The sequence below is a fragment of the Streptococcus infantis genome, from assembly GCF_047464415.1.
GTDB classification, from domain to species: Bacteria; Bacillota; Bacilli; order Lactobacillales; family Streptococcaceae; genus Streptococcus; species Streptococcus infantis_AE.
Genome location: NZ_JASHBX010000004.1, coordinates 127481 through 146371, shown reverse-complemented (window position 1 = coordinate 146371; position 18891 = coordinate 127481). Strand labels below are relative to the sequence as shown.

At 34.2% G+C, this 18891-nt stretch carries 15 protein-coding genes and 2 tRNA genes; 8 read left to right on the top strand and 9 right to left on the bottom strand.

Annotated elements, in window-relative coordinates; genetic code table 11:
• Positions 1 to 17: 17 nt before the first annotated feature.
• The 6 genes from ychF to QM460_RS03850 all read right to left on the bottom strand — a co-directional run bounded on the left by ychF (position 18) and on the right by QM460_RS03850 (position 6350).
• Positions 18 to 1133: a redox-regulated ATPase YchF gene (gene ychF, locus QM460_RS03875; protein ID WP_414289285.1), complete on the bottom strand. Its 1116-nt coding sequence runs from the start codon at positions 1131 to 1133 to the stop codon at positions 18 to 20.
• 85 nt (positions 1134 to 1218) lie between these two features.
• Positions 1219 to 1413 (bottom strand): DUF951 domain-containing protein, encoded by a 195-nt coding sequence (locus QM460_RS03870; protein ID WP_000285188.1) that lies wholly within the window; start codon positions 1411 to 1413, stop codon positions 1219 to 1221.
• Positions 1414 to 1479: 66 nt separating this feature from the next.
• Positions 1480 to 2616, bottom strand: a complete 1137-nt coding sequence (gene dnaN / locus QM460_RS03865; protein ID WP_248035104.1) for a DNA polymerase III subunit beta — start codon at positions 2614 to 2616, stop codon at positions 1480 to 1482.
• 157 nt (positions 2617 to 2773) lie between these two features.
• Positions 2774 to 4129, bottom strand: coding sequence for a chromosomal replication initiator protein DnaA (gene dnaA / locus QM460_RS03860; protein WP_414289284.1), 1356 nt, complete (start codon positions 4127 to 4129; stop codon positions 2774 to 2776).
• A 221-nt stretch (positions 4130 to 4350) separates the two neighbouring features.
• Positions 4351 to 5109: a ParB/RepB/Spo0J family partition protein gene (locus QM460_RS03855; protein ID WP_414289283.1), complete on the bottom strand. Its 759-nt coding sequence runs from the start codon at positions 5107 to 5109 to the stop codon at positions 4351 to 4353.
• Positions 5110 to 5165: 56 nt separating this feature from the next.
• On the bottom strand, positions 5166 to 6350 hold the full coding sequence (locus tag QM460_RS03850) for a S1C family serine protease (protein ID WP_045762402.1): 1185 nt from the start codon (positions 6348 to 6350) through the stop codon (positions 5166 to 5168).
• Between the two features lie 183 nt (positions 6351 to 6533).
• Between QM460_RS03850 and rlmH the strand changes: the two genes are divergently transcribed.
• The 6 genes from rlmH to QM460_RS03820 all read left to right on the top strand — a co-directional run bounded on the left by rlmH (position 6534) and on the right by QM460_RS03820 (position 9714).
• Positions 6534 to 7013: a 23S rRNA (pseudouridine(1915)-N(3))-methyltransferase RlmH gene (gene rlmH / locus QM460_RS03845; protein ID WP_000695942.1), complete on the top strand. Its 480-nt coding sequence runs from the start codon at positions 6534 to 6536 to the stop codon at positions 7011 to 7013.
• Between the two features lie 43 nt (positions 7014 to 7056).
• Positions 7057 to 7130: transfer RNA gene (locus tag QM460_RS03840), tRNA-Arg, on the top strand.
• A gap of 165 nt (positions 7131 to 7295) precedes the next feature.
• Positions 7296 to 7421, top strand: a complete 126-nt coding sequence (locus QM460_RS03835) for a ComC/BlpC family leader-containing pheromone/bacteriocin (protein WP_007555225.1) — start codon at positions 7296 to 7298, stop codon at positions 7419 to 7421.
• Between the two features lie 30 nt (positions 7422 to 7451).
• The gene (gene comD, locus QM460_RS03830; protein ID WP_414289282.1) at positions 7452 to 8771 is read left to right on the top strand and encodes a competence system sensor histidine kinase ComD; all 1320 of its coding nucleotides are present in this window, start codon (positions 7452 to 7454) and stop codon (positions 8769 to 8771) included.
• Complete coding sequence (gene comE, locus QM460_RS03825; RefSeq protein ID WP_414289281.1) at positions 8768 to 9511, top strand: competence system response regulator transcription factor ComE; 744 nt, start codon at positions 8768 to 8770, stop codon at positions 9509 to 9511. The genes comD and comE overlap by 4 nt, the downstream gene beginning before the upstream one ends.
• A gap of 129 nt (positions 9512 to 9640) precedes the next feature.
• Positions 9641 to 9714: transfer RNA gene (locus tag QM460_RS03820), tRNA-Asn, on the top strand.
• Between the two features lie 208 nt (positions 9715 to 9922).
• On the opposite strand, the gene QM460_RS03815 is transcribed toward QM460_RS03820, so the two are convergent.
• Entirely contained in the window at positions 9923 to 10465 is a 543-nt protein-coding gene (locus QM460_RS03815) for a TetR/AcrR family transcriptional regulator (protein WP_414289280.1), read from the bottom strand.
• Between the two features lie 128 nt (positions 10466 to 10593).
• Between QM460_RS03815 and QM460_RS03810 the strand changes: the two genes are divergently transcribed.
• On the top strand, positions 10594 to 13257 hold the full coding sequence (locus tag QM460_RS03810; RefSeq protein ID WP_414289279.1) for a YhgE/Pip family protein: 2664 nt from the start codon (positions 10594 to 10596) through the stop codon (positions 13255 to 13257).
• Positions 13258 to 13287: 30 nt separating this feature from the next.
• Here QM460_RS03810 and QM460_RS03805 read toward each other — a convergent pair whose 3' ends face one another.
• Both QM460_RS03805 and QM460_RS03800 read right to left on the bottom strand, forming a co-directional pair.
• On the bottom strand, positions 13288 to 15837 hold the full coding sequence (locus QM460_RS03805) for a YfhO family protein (protein ID WP_414289278.1): 2550 nt from the start codon (positions 15835 to 15837) through the stop codon (positions 13288 to 13290).
• 61 nt (positions 15838 to 15898) lie between these two features.
• Positions 15899 to 17521, bottom strand: coding sequence for an ATP-binding cassette domain-containing protein (locus QM460_RS03800; RefSeq protein ID WP_000958799.1), 1623 nt, complete (start codon positions 17519 to 17521; stop codon positions 15899 to 15901).
• Between the two features lie 206 nt (positions 17522 to 17727).
• Between QM460_RS03800 and trpS the strand changes: the two genes are divergently transcribed.
• A complete protein-coding gene (gene trpS, locus QM460_RS03795) occupies positions 17728 to 18753 on the top strand; it encodes a tryptophan--tRNA ligase (RefSeq protein ID WP_414289277.1) in 1026 nt (341 codons plus the stop codon).
• Positions 18754 to 18891 lie beyond the last annotated feature (138 nt).

Genomic DNA, 18891 nt, shown 5'->3' with positions numbered 1-18891 from the left:
ATTATTTTAAATATTGATTAAACGTTAAAGCGGAATTCCATAATATCGCCATCTTGCACGACATATTCTTTTCCTTCTTCACGCAAACGTCCAGCTTCTTTTACAGCCTTTTCAGAGCCGTATTTTACCAAATCGTCATAAGACATGGTCACTGCACGAATAAATCCTTTTTCAAAGTCTGAGTGGATGATACCAGCAGCTTGAGGAGCTTTCATGCCACGTTTAAAGGTCCAAGCACGAACCTCTTTTTCACCAGCTGTGAAGTAAGTTCCAAGTCCTAGTAGGTGATAAGCAGCTCGAGTCAACTTATCCACACCTGATTCTGTCAAACCAATAGCTTCAAGAAACTCTTTTTTATCTTCATCGTCTAACTCAGAAATTTCTTCTTCAGCACGCGCAGAGATAACCACTACCTCTGCATTTTCTGTTGCTGCGAATTCACGAATTTGTTTCACATAATCGATAGATTCTGGGTCTCCAACCACATCCTCATCAACGTTAGCTACATAAAGAACTGGTTTCGTTGTCAAGAGAAAGAGTCCTTTGACAACTTTTTGCTCTTCATCTGTAAATTCAATGGTACGAGCTGATTTTCCATCTTCAAGAACTGGTTTAATTTTTTGGAGAACGTTAAATTCTGCAACTGATTCCTTATCTTTTTGCGTACGCGCCATTTTTTCTACACGCGCATAGCGTTTATTGACTGATTCTAAATCAGCAAGAATCAACTCTAGGTTAATGGTATCAATATCTGCTAGCGGATCCACAAAGGCATCTTCGCGACCTTGCTCACGCATGACATTTTCATCATCAAAGGCACGAACCACATGAACAATCGCATCAACTTCACGGATGTTGGCCAAGAATTTATTCCCAAGACCTTCTCCTCTTGATGCTCCTTTTACAATCCCTGCAATATCTGTAAATTCAAAGGTTGTTGGAACTGTCTTTTTAGGAGTAATCATTTCCGTCAATTTTTGGAGGCGTTCATCTGGAACTTCTACCATTCCAACGTTTGGATCAATGGTCGCAAAAGGATAGTTTGCAGCCTCTGCTCCTGCTTTTGTAATTACATTAAATAGGGTTGATTTACCAACGTTTGGTAAACCTACAATACCTGCTGTTAAAGCCATAGTTTCTCATTCTCCGTTCACATTTCAATCTTCAATATTATAACACAAAAAGGGAAAACTTGCTAACCCTCTTACTATTGGGTTCCTAGTCGATGATTTTGTTCATTTTTCTTTCAAAATCATAGCGACTCATCATGACCACATGATCACAATTGCTACATTTTATCTTTATGTCTGCTCCAACACGGGTAATTTCCCAGCGATTTGCCTTTTTGCCTGTTGACTTAATCGTACAAGCATGAGGTTTTTTCATTTCAACAAAATTTCCAACTTGATACATAGTTAGTCTCCTTTTTCTTTTTCGATTATATCATAAAAGAGGCGAGCTAGGCTCAACCTCTTTCCATTAATTTGTACGAACTGGTGTGATGAGCTGCATGAAATCTTCATCTGTATCAGCTGGAACTAGAGTAAATGGACGAACTGCTGAAATAAAACTGATTGTAACTTTTTCGCTATTCAAAGCTTTTAGTGCTTCAATCAAATAAGTTGGGTTGAAACTAATTGTCAAATCAGCACCACTTACATTTTCAGTATCAATTTCTTCGTTTACTTTCCCTACTTCTGGAGAATGAACATGGGCACTTACAACTCCTTCTTTGATTTCTAATTTAACAGTACCATTTTGTGTCGCACTTGATAAGAGGCGAGCACGTTCCATAGACTGGCGTAGTTTAGCAACGTCAAAAGTCACTGTTGTATTGAAATCTGTTGGAATCAATCGATCGGTATCTGGATAATTTCCTTCTAAGAGACGTGTGTAGAAGCTAATATTTTCACTTCTAAAGAGAATTTGATTATTGGCGAAGAAAATCTCCACTGTTTCGATATCATCCGTAAAAACAGCTGAAAATTCGCGTAGCGAACGACTTGGGATGACAACATCAAAATCATCGCTATTTTTTTCAAGAGTCAACTTTTTCTGACTAAGACGGTGAGAGTCTGTCGCAACTGTTTTTAATTCTTTGTGGTTGCTTAAAACAAAGTGGACACCTGTCAAAATAGGACGGCTTTCTTGGGTACTAGCTGCAAAAGCTGTTTCATTGATAATCTTTTTAAGAAGTTTTGTTTCAAGAAGTAAAGGATTGCTTGCAGAAATTTCCTGAATACGTGGATATTGCTCACTATCTTTTCCTTTAAGAGTAATCTCTGATTTTCCACTAGTTAAGACAATTTGCTTTTGTTCAATCTCTTTAAAATCAAGTGTTACATCTGGAAGACTTGAAACAACATTGATAAAGAAAGAAGCTTCCAGTAGAACTGAACCTAAAGAGTTAATCAAGAGACCTGCATTTTCATTTTTTTGCGAGATAAAATTTTCGATTGAGATTTGACCATTTGATCCAATCAAGGTAATTCCTTCATTGGTAACATCAATTTTTACAGTCGATAAAATAGGAATTGCATTCTTTGAGCTAATAGCTCTCTTTGTTGTATTTAAAGCTTGTAAAAATAAGTTTTTATTAATTGAAAAATGAATCATGGATTCTCCTTTATTCTTTTTATTATTAGAAGGATAATAGTAATAATAGAGCGTGTGAAATCTGTGGAAAAACACTTGTAATCAAGAAAACTCAAGGACAGAGCCTTGTTTAAAAGATGTGGATAAATAAGAGAATTTTTTAAAAGTTATCCACAAGTTATTTAATTTTCTTTTTGATGTTTTCAATTTCTATACGTAAATTATCATCTGTTTCAAGCATGGATTTGATTTTTCCATGAGCGTGAATGACCGTTGTGTGGTCTTTACCACCAAACTCTTTTCCAATCTTAGGAAGGCTATTATCAGTCATTTCTCTGGCTAGATACATGGCAACTTGACGGGCTAAAACGATATTTTGAACACGTCTAGTTCCTTTCATTTCCTTGACACTAACACCATAGAAGTTTCCAACTTCTGTCTGTATTTTATCAATTGGAATCACGATCATTTTGCTAACGTCTTGTTTACGAGCACGAATAGCTTCAGCTGCAATATCAACTGTGATATCGTTAATCTTTTTGACTTTGGCCATTAGGCTGATATCGTTGAGTGCTCCCTCGAGTTCTCGCACGTTAGAGTCAAATTGTCCAGCCAAATATTCGAGTGTATCATTCTGAAAATGATAGTTGAGATGTTCAGTCTTACTCTGTAAAATCGCAATACGTGTTTCAAAATCAGGTGGTGTGATATCTGTCGTTAATCCCCACGAGAAGCGCGTGACCAGACGTTCAGGCAGACTCTCTAAATGTTCAGGTCTACGGTCACTCGTCAAAACAATCTGTTTATTATTATTGTGAAGGGCGTTAAATGTATTGAAAAACTCTTCCTGAGTTTGTACCTTCTTTCCACTAAGTGATTGAATATCATCAATGAGTAGGAGGTCTAAACTACGGTAAGTTTTCTTGAATTTTTCCATATCATTGAGTCTCAAATGCTCTAGGAATTCATTAATGAAACTTTCAGCAGGTATGTATTTTACACGCGCATTTGGGCTCTTTTTTAGAATTTCATTTCCAAGGGCATTTAACAGGTGAGTTTTTCCAAGTCCAGGCCCTCCGTAGATAAATAGAGGATTGTAAGTTAATCCTGGATCTTCAGAAACAGCCAAAGCAGCAGACTTAGCCCAAACATTACCATCCCCTTGAACAAAATTATCGAAAGTATACTTTTCCTTGAGTCCAGTTTCAGAATATGGAATAGTGGATTGACTTGTTTTATAGTCGCTGACAGTTTCAGACTCGAAAGCTACTTGTGAGCTAGCTTCTTCAACTTTCGTGAAGATATAATGGGCTTTTATTTCAGTATCATAGATTTCAAAACCTGCTGCTAAAAGCATCCCATTGATATTTCTTTCCCAGAATATCTGCATTTCATCGCGGGGTAAGAAAATCGTTGCAGTATTTTCTTCAACTTTAACCAGTTTTGCGTCTAAAATATAGAAATCATAAACTGACTGAGTTAATTTATCATGTGCAAGTTCTAAAAGACGATTCCAAAATTGTTTTTCCTTCAATGATTTTCTCCTCCTTTACTATAGAATTTAAAAGGTTTATTGATAGAATCATTTTACCATAGATAAGATTATTTTTCCACAAGTTGTGGAAAACAATTAACAATGTTTTTAAATGTTATCCACAAAATGTGGATAACTAAGAAAAATTCTGAAATACTGGGCTTTTAAAAACTAAAATACAGTGGATAACTATGTTCGTTAAGAATACTAAAATAACAGCCTTATTTCAGGCTGTTAATAAATTGTTGGTATTCATCTTGGTTATGGAAGGAAATTGAAATTTTACCACTATCTTTTTTTTGTAGCTTAATCTGAACATCTAATCCGAGTATTTTTTTCAATTTTTGCTCTTCTTCTTTGACAAAGTGATTTTTTTCTTTTTTGCTGATCTTCTTCGTTTTTTGTAGTATTTGTTCAACTTGTCGAACAGATAGATTTTCAGTTTGAATACGATTCAAGAGTTTATCTTGTTTATCACTTGATAATTGAATGAGGAGTCTAGCATGAGCTTGAGAAAGCCTTCCACTTTCAACTTCTATCAGGATATGTTTAGGTAGTCCTAATAATCGAACTAGGTTTGTAATATAAGGTCGAGATTTTCCCATTTTTTCAGCTATTTCTGTGTGGGTAAAACCTTTATCAATTAAGGACTGATATGCTTTAGCTTCCTCGATAGGATTTAAATTTTCTCGTTGGAGATTCTCAATGATAGAATGAAGCATCATATCTTGATCAGAAAGTTGCTTAACAATGACTGGAACTTCTGAAAGTCCGGCAACAATTGAAGCACGATACCGCCTTTCTCCAGCTAAAATTTCGTATCCAAGTACTGGAGATTTTCTAACGATAATAGGCTGAATCAAGCCGTTTTCCTTAATAGATTGTGCAAGTTCTTGTATTTTTTCTTCTGAAAATTCCTTACGAGGTTGATAGGGATTTTTTTGAATTTCTTTTATTTGAACAATTTTAAATTCTTCCATAATTCTACATTAACACAACTTAGATATTCTGTAAAGCAACTTTACATATCTGTAAACTACTTATCTAAATCACTAGTACTCTTATCTAATTTAATAGTTGTTGTTTCTTCCTTACCATCACGGTAGTAAGTAACAGTCATACTGTCTCCAATAGAATGACTATATAGAGCACTTTGCAATTCAGTAGTGGAAGAAATAGCTTTATCATCTATTTTTGTAATGACGTCATATTGTTGCAGATGTCCATTGGCAGGCATATTTTTTTGAACAGAACGAACAGCTACACCAGAAGTAACATTTCCAGGAAGTTTTAGTTTTTGAAGATCAGTTGTACTAAGATTTGATAAGTTAACCATGTGGATTCCAAGAGCAGGTCGAGTTACTTTTCCATCTTTTTCCAACTGCTTAATAATATTAATTACATCGTTTGCAGGAATGGCAAAACCGAGACCTTCGACAGATGTTCCACCATTAGAGGCAATTTTACTTGATGTAATACCGATGACTTGGCCTTGGATATTAATCAAAGGACCACCTGAGTTCCCAGGGTTAATAGCTGTATCTGTTTGGATAGCATTAGTTGAGATAGCTTGTCCGTCTTCAGATTTTAGAGATACATTTCTATTTAAACTTGATACAATCCCCTGTGTCACAGTATTGGCATATTCAGAACCTAGAGGACTTCCGATTGCAATAGCTGTTTCTCCAACTGTTAGTTGACTAGAATCACCAAATTCGGCTACTGTTGTGACCTTATCTGCAGCAATTTTTACAACGGCAATATCTGAATAAGTATCAGAACCCACAATTTCACCAGGGACTTTTGTACCATCTGCTAAACGAATATCAACTTTTTTAGCACCATTAATAACGTGAGTATTGGTTACAAGGTAAGCAGTATCCCCTTCCTTTTTATAAATGACACCAGAACCTTCACTGTATACTTGTTCAGCATTGGTATCTGTATCAGTTTCATCAGATCCGAGTAAACTGTTTTGAGAGTTTGATGAGTAAGTAATGACAGATACAACAGCATCTTTAACTTTATCAACTGCTTGAGTAGTTGAGTTTTCATTTTTTACAGCTGTTTTGCTTACAGTCGTTGTAGTTGTCGTACCACTATTTTGTTTTTGACTGAGTTGCAATGTGGTAAAAGTACCTAAAACACCACTAAAAAAGCTAATGAGAATGACTACTAAAAGTTGTCCCCATTTTTTGGAACTAGTTTGTAAGTTTTTCATAGAAGCCTCCATGTTTTTTAATCAATGAAAGTATAAAATAGCTAGCTTAATCCAAGCTTAAAAACAAAAAGTTTTTCACAACTTGTGGATAACTTTCAAAAACCTGTGAATTTATTGAAGTTTTTCAAAATCTTATCTGTGAATAAGATGTGAAATTGAGTGTGAATATGTTAGAATAGAAGAATGAAAATTAAAGTGGTAACAGTTGGAAAACTGAAAGAAAAATATCTCAAAGATGGCATAGCAGAATACTCCAAGAGAATTTCACGATTTGCTAATCTAGAAATGATTGAGTTGGCTGATGAAAAAACACCAGATCGGGCCAGCGAATCTGAAAATCAAAAGATTTTGGAGTTGGAAGGGAACCGCATTCTTGCTAAAGTAGGGGAACGTGATTTTGTAGTTGTTTTAGCTATTGAAGGAACCACTTTTTCTTCTGAAGAGTTCAGTAAGCAGCTTGAAAGGGCTTCTATCAATGGATTTTCAACAATCACTTTTATCATTGGTGGGAGTTTAGGACTATCTCCAGAGGTGAAAAAAAGAGCCAATCTCTCTGTTAGTTTTGGGAGATTGACGCTTCCTCATCAACTAATGAGATTAGTCCTAGTAGAACAAATTTATAGAGCGTTTTCGATTCAACAGGGCTCTCCCTATCATAAATAGATGATTGACTAAGCTAGCTTTTTTTGATAAGATAGATTAGTAAGGTCTCATAGCTCAGCTGGATAGAGCATTCGCCTTCTAAGCGAACGGTCGCAGGTTCGAATCCTGCTGGGATCAGTGTTAAATCGTAAGCTGGGAAAAAATCCCAGCTTTTTTTGTAAAAATTTGACATTTCAGAATAAAATTTGAGCATTTGGGAAATAATTCTCTATAGGTATCGTAGATTTTATATAATATTTGTGTAAGTTAATTTACAAGAAAAACATTATAGGAGTTTATATTATGAAAAAGAATACAGATTTTGCTCAAATGAAAGATTTCCAAGAATTGAACGAAAAAGAACTGCAGGAAATCAGAGGTGGGGATATAAGATTACCTCATATTATAAAAAAATTATTTTCAAAATAATATAAAATAGTGGTAAGATAGGGAGCTATAATGAATTTAGTTATATTAGGAACAATTTTTCTTCATATCTATATTCTAACAATTAGTTATGGAATAATTTGTAAGATAGCAAGAAAAGAAAGATATTGGTTTGGAATTTATCTATTTTTATTCCAACTTTTAGCTGAATTTTGCTTTGATTTTATTTCCTTATCTGGATTAGGATTTGAAAAATTTTTATTTCCTATTTTTCTCTACGCATATCTAAAAATTTTTAAAAAATACGATAAGTATCAAGCAGGATTTATCAGTATACTACTGTCATTACTATATAATAGTAGCCATACATTTATATCTGTAACTTTATCATCTATAATAGGAGATCAATTAGTAATACAGCATGAAGAACTCTTCTTTTTTGTAGTTCTATCATTAACTTATTTTGCAATCAAAAAAATCATTACTTATTTCCACTTGGAAATGACCTATTTTGATAAAGACTACCTCTATCCATTTTTAAAAAATGTGCTAGTTGCTTTCTTCACCTTACATATCCTCTTATTTATTTCAGATATTGTGAGTACTTTTCCCAATTTAAACAGTTTTGGAAGTATTTTATCTTCTATTGTTTTTGTTTGTCTACTTTTGACCTTCTTTTCCATGAATTCTCACAAAGTTCAGATAGAAAAAGAGATTGAGTTGGAACAAAAGAAGTTTGAGCAAAAACATTTACAAACTTACACGGATGAGATTGTTACTTTATATAATGAAATTCGTGGTTTTCGCCATGATTATACAGGCATGCTTATCAGTTTAAGAATGGCGATCGAAAGTAAAGATTTACAAGAAATTGACAGGGTTTACAGTGAAGTTCTTGTAAAGGCGAATCAAAAATTACGTTCAGACAAGTATACCTATTTCGATTTGAATAATATTGAGGATTCAGCACTTCGTAGTTTGATTGCACAATCTATTGTGAATGCGAAAACTAATGATGTAGAGTACACATTAGAGGTAAAAGATATTATTACACCTTTATCTATGGAATTGTTAGATTTAGTGCGCGTGATGAGCGTTCTGCTCAATAATGCTGTTGAAGGGGCAGTTGAAAGCTATCAAAAACAACTAGAGGTAGCTATTATCAAGTTGGATCTTGAAACCCTAGTTGTCATCCAAAACTCTTGTAAAAAAAGAAAGGTAAAATCCGAAGATTTATTTGAATTAGGATTTTCAACTAAAGGAAGACATAGAGGACTTGGACTTAATAATGTTAAAGAAATTTTAGGAAAATATGACAATGTTATTTTAGAAACAGAAATTGATAATGATGTATTTAAACAAGTGATTAGATTTAAGAGGGAACTGATATGAAAGTATTGATTTTAGAAGATATTATAGAACACCAAGTAAGGTTGGAAACAACTCTGAATAAAATTTCTAAGGAAACAAATATTCCTATCTCCTATAAAACAACAGGAAAAGTGAGAGAGTTTATGGAATATGTAGAGCATGATGAAGTTAATCAGCTTTATTTTCTAGATATTGATATCAATGGGATTGAGAGAAAAGGATTTGAGGTTGCTCAATTTATTCGTCACCGCAATCCTTATGCCATTATTGTTTTTATTACAAGTCGATCTGAATTTGCTACTTTGACTTATAAATACAAAGTTTCAGCATTGGATTTCATTGATAAAGAAACCAGTGATCAAGTTTTTAAAAGTAGAGTTGCCGACTGTGTGCTTTACACTAAGACTACTTTACTTGAAAACCAATCAGTCGTTGATTATTTTGATTATAGTTATAAAGGAAATGATCTTTGTATTCCTTATCATGATATTCTCTACATTGAAACAACGGGAACTTCTCATAAATTACGAATTGTAGGTAAGAATTTTGCCAAAGAATTCTATGGAACAATGACAGATATTCAAGAAAAGGATAAGGAAACACAACGTTTTTATCTAGCTCACAAGTCATTTTTAGTCAATATCGGTAATGTGAGAGAGATTGATCGTAAAAAAATGGAAGTTGTATTTTATGAAGATCATCGTTGTCCTATCTCACGCCTAAAAACTAAAAAATTGAGAGAACTAATGGCTAAAAACTAAAAAAAGTAATTGACAATTTTTGATAAATTGATATAATGGTTATATCTGCTACAGGTAGAGGGTCCGTTGGTTAAGAAATCGTCTTTTCATAGCGGTAACACGGGTTCGAATTCCGTACGGACTATTTAATCCGCCATAGCTCAGTTGGTAGTAGCGCATGACTGTTAATCATGATGTCGTAGGTTCGAGTCCTACTGGCGGAGTCAGACGAAAGGAACACTATTTGGTGTTCCTTTTTTTGATTCTTTGTCCGATGTAATGAGGGGAGGCATACCTAACATACGGATAGATAATGATTTGTGTCCGAAAATAAAACTAAGGAAAATTAGTATTAGTCTAATAAGAACAACAAAATAGACTCCATAATATCCATAGGGGTTTGATTCCCTATAACTATTATAGAGCTTTTTATTAATTTGTATCCCCTAACATTTTCATTAAAAAGTCCGTGATTTCTTGTGGACTTTCTTTTTTTCCGTGGGCAATCCAGGTTTGACAGACTCCAAAGAGAGCATTTGTTAGGTAGATGCTACTGTATTCTAATTCTATTTCATTTAGTTTGAGTTGCATAAAACGTTTTTGAAGGTCTGTGCTCAGTAGGATGTGAAGCTTATTTCGCAGGAAATTTTGAATTTCCTTGGTTCCATTTTCAGATAAAAGAGCTGCTAGAAGCGGTTCTGATTCTAAGTATTCAAATACTTCTAGAATAGCATCTCGTTTGTGATTAGCGTGTTTTTGAAAGATATATTCGAAGGTATGAAATAGTTTACTTTGGTAATGTTCAATCATATCGTATTTATCTCTGTAATGAGTATAGAAACTGGAGCGGCTAATTCCAGCTTTTTGTGCTAATTTAACAGTTGTAATCTGATCGAATGGTTGTTCCATCAATAATTCTACCATGGCATTTTCGATAATGCGCTTAGTTTTTAATCGTTTATTACTTTCTTGCATGTTCCCTCCAGATGAACATTTTTAGACAATGTGTTTAAAAATTGATTTTTTATCTTGTCTTTTTAATTTTTTTATGTATAATCTATTATATCAAAAATTTAGACAAGTAGTTTAAAAAAGGAGACAATATGTTTAAAGAATGGAAAGCAATCTTTAAAAAACCGACATTTATTATTGTCATGATAGGAATTTCCTTAATTCCAGCTCTTTACAATATCATTTTCTTATCATCAATGTGGGATCCATACGGTAAACTTTCGGAGTTACCTGTAGCAATTGTTAATAAGGACCAAGCTGCTACTTATAATGATGAAAAACTCACTATTGGTGAAGACATGGTCTCTAATTTAAAAGATAGTAATAGTCTGGATTTTCATTTTGTAGATGAAGATGAGGGAGAAAGAGGACTACGAGATGGGGATTATTACATGGTTGTAACATTGCCAAGTAATCTTTCTGAGAAAGCTTCTTCTATCCTTACAAATCATCCTGAACAGATGACGATTGACTATCAGACATCAAGTGGTCATAGTTTTATTGCAAGCAAGATGAGTGATTCTGCCATGACACAAATCAAACAGACTGTGGCTACTAATGTTACTCAATCTTATACCAAAGCTTTATTTGAGAAGATGGGTGATTTAAAACTTGGTTTATCTCAAGCTGCAAATGCAAGTTTACAGTTGTCTGATGGTTCGAATCAACTTTCGGATGGGAGTCAAACCTTAACAACCAATCTTCAAACCTTAGCTCAATCGAGTCTCACATTTTCTAATGGTGCTGATCAATTATCTACAGGATTGGGAACCTATACAGCTGGTGTAAATCAGTTAAATCTTGGTCTTGGTAATTTTAATACTGGTTTAAATCAATATACCAGCGCTATTTCACAAATCGATAATGGATTAAACCAACTGAATTCACAGACACCGGCACTGGTATCCGGATTGACTCAACTTGATACAGGCACACAAGCCTATACAGGTGGTGTTTCTCAACTTAATTCAGGATTAAATCAATTTTCACTTGGTATTGATACTTATACAAATAGAGTTCAAAGTCTATCATCAGGTGCAAATCAGATTTCTACTAAATCAGAGACTCTACGTACAGGACTAACACAACTTAATCAAGGTATTCAAGAACTTTCTACTCAATTAGATGGTGCAAACCAACAAAAAGATCAGATTAAACAATTAGCAACTAGTTTAGAGCAATTTAATCAAGCTATTCAAAATATTCAAACAGCAGATAGTGGAGAGATAACACAAGTAACAAACCAGCTTTCTAGTAGTCTATCAACGATTGCAAATTCAGCACAAAGCATCATTACTTCAAATCAATCTGAAAAAGAAACTACTTTATCAGCTATTCAATCTACGAGTTCTTATCAAAGCTTAACTCCTGACCAACAGGCAGAGATAACTTCTGTGGTTTCTAACCAATCATCTTCTACTAGTGAATCAGCACGAACAATTTTAACTACAGTTCAAACGTTACAATCTTCTTTAGAAAATGTAACCACTCAAACAAATAGTTTAACTCAATTAAAGAATAACTCAAGTAAATTATTACCAACTGCTTCTTCAACATTGACAAGTTTGTCAAGTGGATTAACACAGGTTCAAACAGCAATTGACGGTCAGTTATTGCCAGCTAGTCAAACTCTTGCATCTGGTATTGACAGCTATACAAAATCTGTAGACCAAGTAGCTTTAGGAGCAAGTCAGTTGAGTTCGAAAAATTCGAACTTGACAGGAAGTTTCAATAAGTTGCTACAAGGCTCTAATCAGTTGACAGAAAAATCTTCTACATTGACAGGTGCTACTGCTAAATTAGCAGCGAATGGGCCAGAATTAGCAACAGGAATTGATAAACTTGCATCAGGTGTCAACCAAGTAAACAATAAAACATCAGATTTAACTGCTGGATTTAATCAATTACAAGCGGGTTCTCAACAATTAGCTGATAAATCAGACCAGCTAGTTTCAGGAGCAAATCAACTGGCTAATGGTTCTGAAAAAATAGCTAGTGGAGCAGATCAACTTGCTCAAGGATCTGAAATTTTACAATCAGGACTTGGAAAATTAAGTGATGGTTCAAGTCAATTAAATCAAGGTTTGACAGAGGCTAAGGGGCAATTGCAACAGGCTTCAACTGAACCAACAAATGCAGACTTACTTGCTGATCCTCTAAGTCTTTCAAAAACTGATACGGATCAAGTTGCTGTTAATGGGATTGCTATGGCTCCGTATATGATATCAGTTGCTCTTTTTGTTGCTGCTATTTCAACTAATATGATTTTTGCTAAATTGCCTTCTGGGCGCCATCCAGAAAGTCGCTGGGCTTGGTTTAAGTCTCGCTTTGAAATTAACGGTATCATTGCTGGTTTGGCAGGATTATTAGTTTATGGTGGGGTACATTTAATCGGACTGACTGCAGTTCATGAATTCAAAACTTTAGCTTTGATCATTTTAACCAGTCTTGCTTTTATGGCGATGGTAACAGCATTGACAACCTGGAATTCTCGCCTAGGCGCTTTCTTCTCCTTAATTTTATTACTCCTTCAATTAGCATCAAGTGCAGGAACTTATCCTTTAGCTTTGACGAATCAATTCTTTAAAACTATTAATCCATGGTTACCTATGAGTTATTCAGTTTCAGGTCTACGACAAACCATTTCTATGACAGGTAATATTCATAGTCAGATTATTTTCCTTATCTTTACAGTAATGATTTTTGTTGCTTTAGGAATGCTAGCCTATCAACCTAAAAAAGCTGAAGAAGACTAAAAACTATCGACCGATTTGGTCGATAGTTTTTTATCTAGAATATTTTTTTCTTTGAATATCATAAAAAATAAAGACAATAATAGCTATAAGAGAACAACTTGCACCAGTAACAAATCCTTTTGGTATAAAGGAAAGGGTAATAGTCCCTTCACCTTCAGAAACATCAATTTTCATAAATCCAGTTTGTGCCTGTTCAATTTGTAATCTTTTACCATTTTGATAAGCAGACCATCCTTGATCGTATGGAATTGTGAAAAAGATCGATGTCTCATTCTTTACCTTATAATTTACAGTGACTTTATTTTTATAAGAGCTCACCTCTACAGGATTTTCTTTTATTTTGCGTATAGCCTCCGTATATTTATTAGTATCTAAGCGATAGAAAGTTGGAGATTCAAATGATACTTGAGCATTTCCTGGGAACTTAATCTGGATATCAAAAGTTTGTTTATGTTCTGCATATCCAAGATTAAAAAATGTAAAAACATTATCTGTGGTAAAGGATTTTTTTTCACCATTGACAATGATGTCAACTTGCTTTTTCTTATCATTTGAAAAATTTAGCTTGGTCATGGAAAGGTAAATCTGACTATTATCAGGTACTTCAATGCTGTAGCTGATAGTTGCATCTTCAGTATCAGTTCCGTTTAGATTGACAACGTTGTCATCAGAGTCTGTATAATGATTTATCGGATAAAAGTACTCTTCATTTAAGCCAGCAATTTGATTTAAAAATTGAGTTTGGTTATCAAGAGTATGGTCATTAAAAGTGACATCTTTGTAAAGAGACTGTGTAGCAAAAGCAATTGGGAGAGCGAATTGATTTTTATAAAGGGTTAGATTATCTTTTTGATAGCTTGGATGAAAACCATATTTATCTGGATAGGTTTCAGAAATATTGTAGCTGATTCCAAATAAACTATCTGCAATGATAGTATTATTTGCATAACGAAGATTAAGGTTGGTACCTGAAGATTTAAAACCCAACTTATCTAACGTTGTACTTGCAGAACGATTACGAACAGATGAAAATTGTGAGATGCCATTGTAGTTAAATTTCATGCTATCGTTTCCAGTTTGAGTTTGTAACTTTTCAGTTCGTGTAAATGTATCTGGTTGCTGTTTGGTATACTCCAAAATAGCTTCCATACTTGGAATATCTTTATCATAGGTACTACGAGAAGCAAATCCCCATTCTTTCGTAATTCCATTTAGTTGAGATGAAGCATTAAAACTAACTTCACTTACTGTAAAGATCAAAATAAGAATTGAAAAGATTTTTAGAGAAATCAGTTTTTTAATAAGTGCTAATAATAACAGTAAGTATACCACTAAGAATTCAAGCGTTAAGAGTATATTTAGTTTAGTTAAAAAGGAATAATGATTTTTAAAATAAATGGTTGCCAGATAGCCAGATAAAAGTAAAGTTATTGAGAATAAAATATTCCATAACTTAATATCCTTAAATCTATTTAAAACTTCCGCAGATATATAAATCAAAAGAGTAGAGAAAATCCACGCATAGCGATGAAGAAACATATTTGGCGCGTGCATTCCTTGCCAAAATAAATCTAAGGCTTCTAGATAAAAACTAGCAATGATGATAATGAGTAGAGTTGCATAGCATAGTTTCACGTGAAACTTAATTGATTTTAATGTAAAGAATACAATTGTTAAGATAAAAGGAAGGAGGCCAACAAAAATCATTGGGATAGAACCATATTTAGTTGTATCGAAAGAACCAATAAATTGTTTAGCGAATAGATCTAGATACCAACTGGCATCTGTTTTTATTTTTGTAATAGCGGTTAATTTTTCACCATGAGTTCTTAAATCAAACAAGGTTGGGAGTGTCATGATGAAACTTGTTAAACCAGCGAGTAAGGATGTTAGGAAAAAATCAAGGAAAGAATACTTGCGACTTTTAAAATCCCAGGAAAGTTGGCAAAAATACCAAACTACCAAAAACAGGGCAGTCATATAACCAAAATAGTAGTTTTGGATAAATAAGATTGACAAACTTGTAAAGTATAGAATACGTTTTTTTTCCGTTATGAGTAGATGTAAACCAGTTAAAATTAAGGGGATTAAAATAAAAACATCTAACCAGGTTTTAATCTCAAGTTGACTAACTGTAAAGCTCATTAAAGCATATGAGGTAGATAAAGATAATCTGAGCGGGGCTGGTAGATTTTTGAATATTATACTCAAGCTAAAAAAGGTTGACAGACCTATCAAGCCAAATTTCAACAAGGTTGAAAGATAAACTGCATCTGGCATGCTTGATACATCAAAAAAATAAACAAGAGGAGATAGAAAACTACCAAGGTAATAACTGGACAAGGCATAAAAATTGAGACCTAGACCGCTGGTAAAAGTATAAAATAGACTATCACTCCCATGTAAAATATTGCGAAGATTAAGATCAAAAATAACATATTGATGAAATCCATCCCCTAATAAAGGTGAAGTATCACTGTTCCAGTAGATACCTTGAGAAAGATAGACTCCTGACATAATTACTAGGGGAATGATGAAAGAAATAAAATAGGTCCAATAGTTTCTAAAAAATGTTTTCATGTTACCTCATAGAATGATAGAAAACTCAGTTGGTTAATCCAACTGAGTTTTAAAGTATTATTTAGTCTTTCCAAAGTTCTTTGACTTTTGCTTGTACTTCAGCATTTTCTAAGAATTCATCATAGGTTTCATCGATACGGTCGATTACACCGTTTTTAGATAGGACAATAATGTGGTTAGCCAATGTTTGAATGAATTCATGGTCATGACTGGCGAAAATGATTGATTCTTTGAAGTTTTTCAATCCATCGTTCAAACTTGAAATAGATTCCAAATCTAAGTGATTTGTAGGATCGTCAAGTACAAGAACATTTGATTTCAAAAGCATGAGTTTCGATAGCATTACGCGCACTTTTTCTCCCCCTGACAAGACATTTACAGGTTTGTTAACCTCATCTCCAGAGAAGAGCATACGACCAAGGAAACCACGCAAGAAGGTATTATCATCTTCTTCTTTACTTGCGAATTGACGTAGCCAGTCAAGGATAGATTCACTCCCAGCAAAATCAGCTGAATTGTCTTTTGGTAAGTAAGAGCGACTAGTTGTAACCCCCCACTTGACAGTTCCTTCATAGTCGATATCACCCATGATCGCACGAATCAATGCAGTTGTTTGAATGTCGTTTTGACCGATAAGAGCTGTCTTGTCACCTGGACGCAAGATAAAGCTGATGTTGTCAAGAATAGTTTCACCATCAATCTTGACAGATAGATTTTCTACTGTCAAGAGATCGTTTCCGATTTCACGTTCAGCTTTAAAGTTGATAAAAGGATATTTACGACTGGATGGCACAATTTCTTCAAGTTCAATCTTATCAAGCATTTTCTTACGTGATGTTGCTTGTCTTGATTTAGAAGCATTAGCAGAGAAACGAGCAACGAATTCTTGGAGTTGCTTAATTTTTTCTTCTGCTTTAGCATTACGGTCTGCTAGCAATTTAGCAGCAAGCTCAGAAGATTCTTTCCAGAAGTCGTAGTTTCCGACATAGAGTTTGATTTTTCCAAAGTCAAGGTCGGCCATGTGAGTACATACTTTGTTCAAGAAGTGACGGTCATGGGATACGACAATAACAGTGTTATCAAAGTCAATCAAGAAATCTTCTAACCAAGTAATAGATTGGATATCCAAACCGTTGGTAGGCTCATCCAAAAGAAGGACATCTGGTTTACCAAATAGAGCTTTAGCAAGGAGTACTTTCACTTTGTCTCCATTTGCGAGTTCACTCATATTTTGGTAATGAAGATCTTCAGGGATATTCAAGTTTTGCAAGAGTTGTGAAGCTTCACTCTCAGCTTCCCAACCACCTAGTTCAGCAAATTCACCTTCAAGCTCAGCTGCACGAACTCCATCTTCATCAGTAAAGTCTGCTTTCATATAGATAGCATCTTTTTCTTTCATGATATTGTATAGTTTTTCATTACCCATGATAACAACATCAATAACACGTTCATCCTCGTAGTCAAAGTGATTTTGACGAAGCACAGAAAGACGTTCATCAGGTCCAAGAGAAACATGACCAGTTGTAGGTTCAATATCCCCAGCTAAGATTTTTAAAAATGTTGATTTACCTGCACCGTTAGCACCAATTAAACCATATGTGTTTCCTTCTGTAAATTTGATGTTGACCTCATCAAAAAGTTTGCGATCACTAAAACGTAGTGAAACATCAGATACTGTTAGCAATTTTTTTCTCCTATTATATGTAATACTCTAATTCTACTAGAAAATCAGCAAATATTCAAATTTTTATCTGTCAATTATTTGTAAAGGATGTTTACAAATGGTTTACAGTTAAGTAATTGAAATCGTAATTATTTGATAAAAAAAATTATCTGTCTTTTTATCAAAAAAATGCTATAATTGAAAGGACCATATCAAAGGAGAATAAGATGAATAAACCCATTATTTTAACAGGAGATCGTCCAACGGGTAAATTACATATTGGGCACTACGTTGGTAGTTTAAAAAATCGTGTCTTATTACAGCAAGAAGATAAATATGACATGTTTGTTTTTTTGGCTGACCAGCAAGCTTTAACTGACCATGCAAAAGATCCACAAACTATTGTAGAGTCTATTGGGAATGTTGCTTTGGACTATCTTGCAGTGGGATTAGATCCTAATAAATCAACGATTTTCATTCAAAGTCAAATTCCAGAATTGGCAGAGTTGTCTATGTATTACATGAATCTAGTGTCTTTGGCTCGTCTGGAGCGTAATCCTACTGTAAAGACAGAAATTGCTCAGAAAGGATTTGGAGAAAGTATTCCAACTGGATTTTTAGTTTATCCAATTGCTCAAGCAGCAGATATCACAGCTTTTAAGGCTAACTATGTTCCTGTAGGTACAGACCAAAAACCGATGATTGAACAAACGCGTGAGATTGTACGTTCATTCAACCATGCCTATAATTGTGATGTTTTAGTAGAACCGGAAGGAATTTATCCTGAAAATGAAGGAGCAGGTCGCTTACCTGGTCTTGATGGAAATGCCAAAATGTCTAAATCGCTTAATAATGGTATCTACTTGTCAGATGATGCAGATACCTTGCGTAAGAAAGTAATGAGTATGTATACAGATCCAGATCACATTCGTGTTGAGGATCCAGGTAAGATTGAAGGAAATATGGTCTTCCATTACTTAGATGTTTTCGGACGTCCTGAAGATGCTCAAGAAATTGCTGTCATGAAAGAGCATTATCAACGTGGAGGTTTAGGTGATGTTAAGACAAAACGGTATCTACTTGAAATCCTAGACCGTGAACTTGGTCCAATCCGTGAACGTCGCCTAGAATATGCTAAAGATATGGGTGAAGTGTATAATATGCTTCAAAAAGGTAGTGAAAAAGCTCGAGAAGTTGCTGGTCAAACGCTATCAGAAGTAAAATCAGCAATGGGTCTAAATTACTTTCATTAATCGATAAAATACGAACTCTAAAACTATCTCTTCTTTAAAATTAAAGGGATAGTTTTTTTACATTATCTATTATCAATATAATTGACAAATTTTCATAGAATGGTATGATAGATACAATACAAAAAGCGTTAAGCTCCA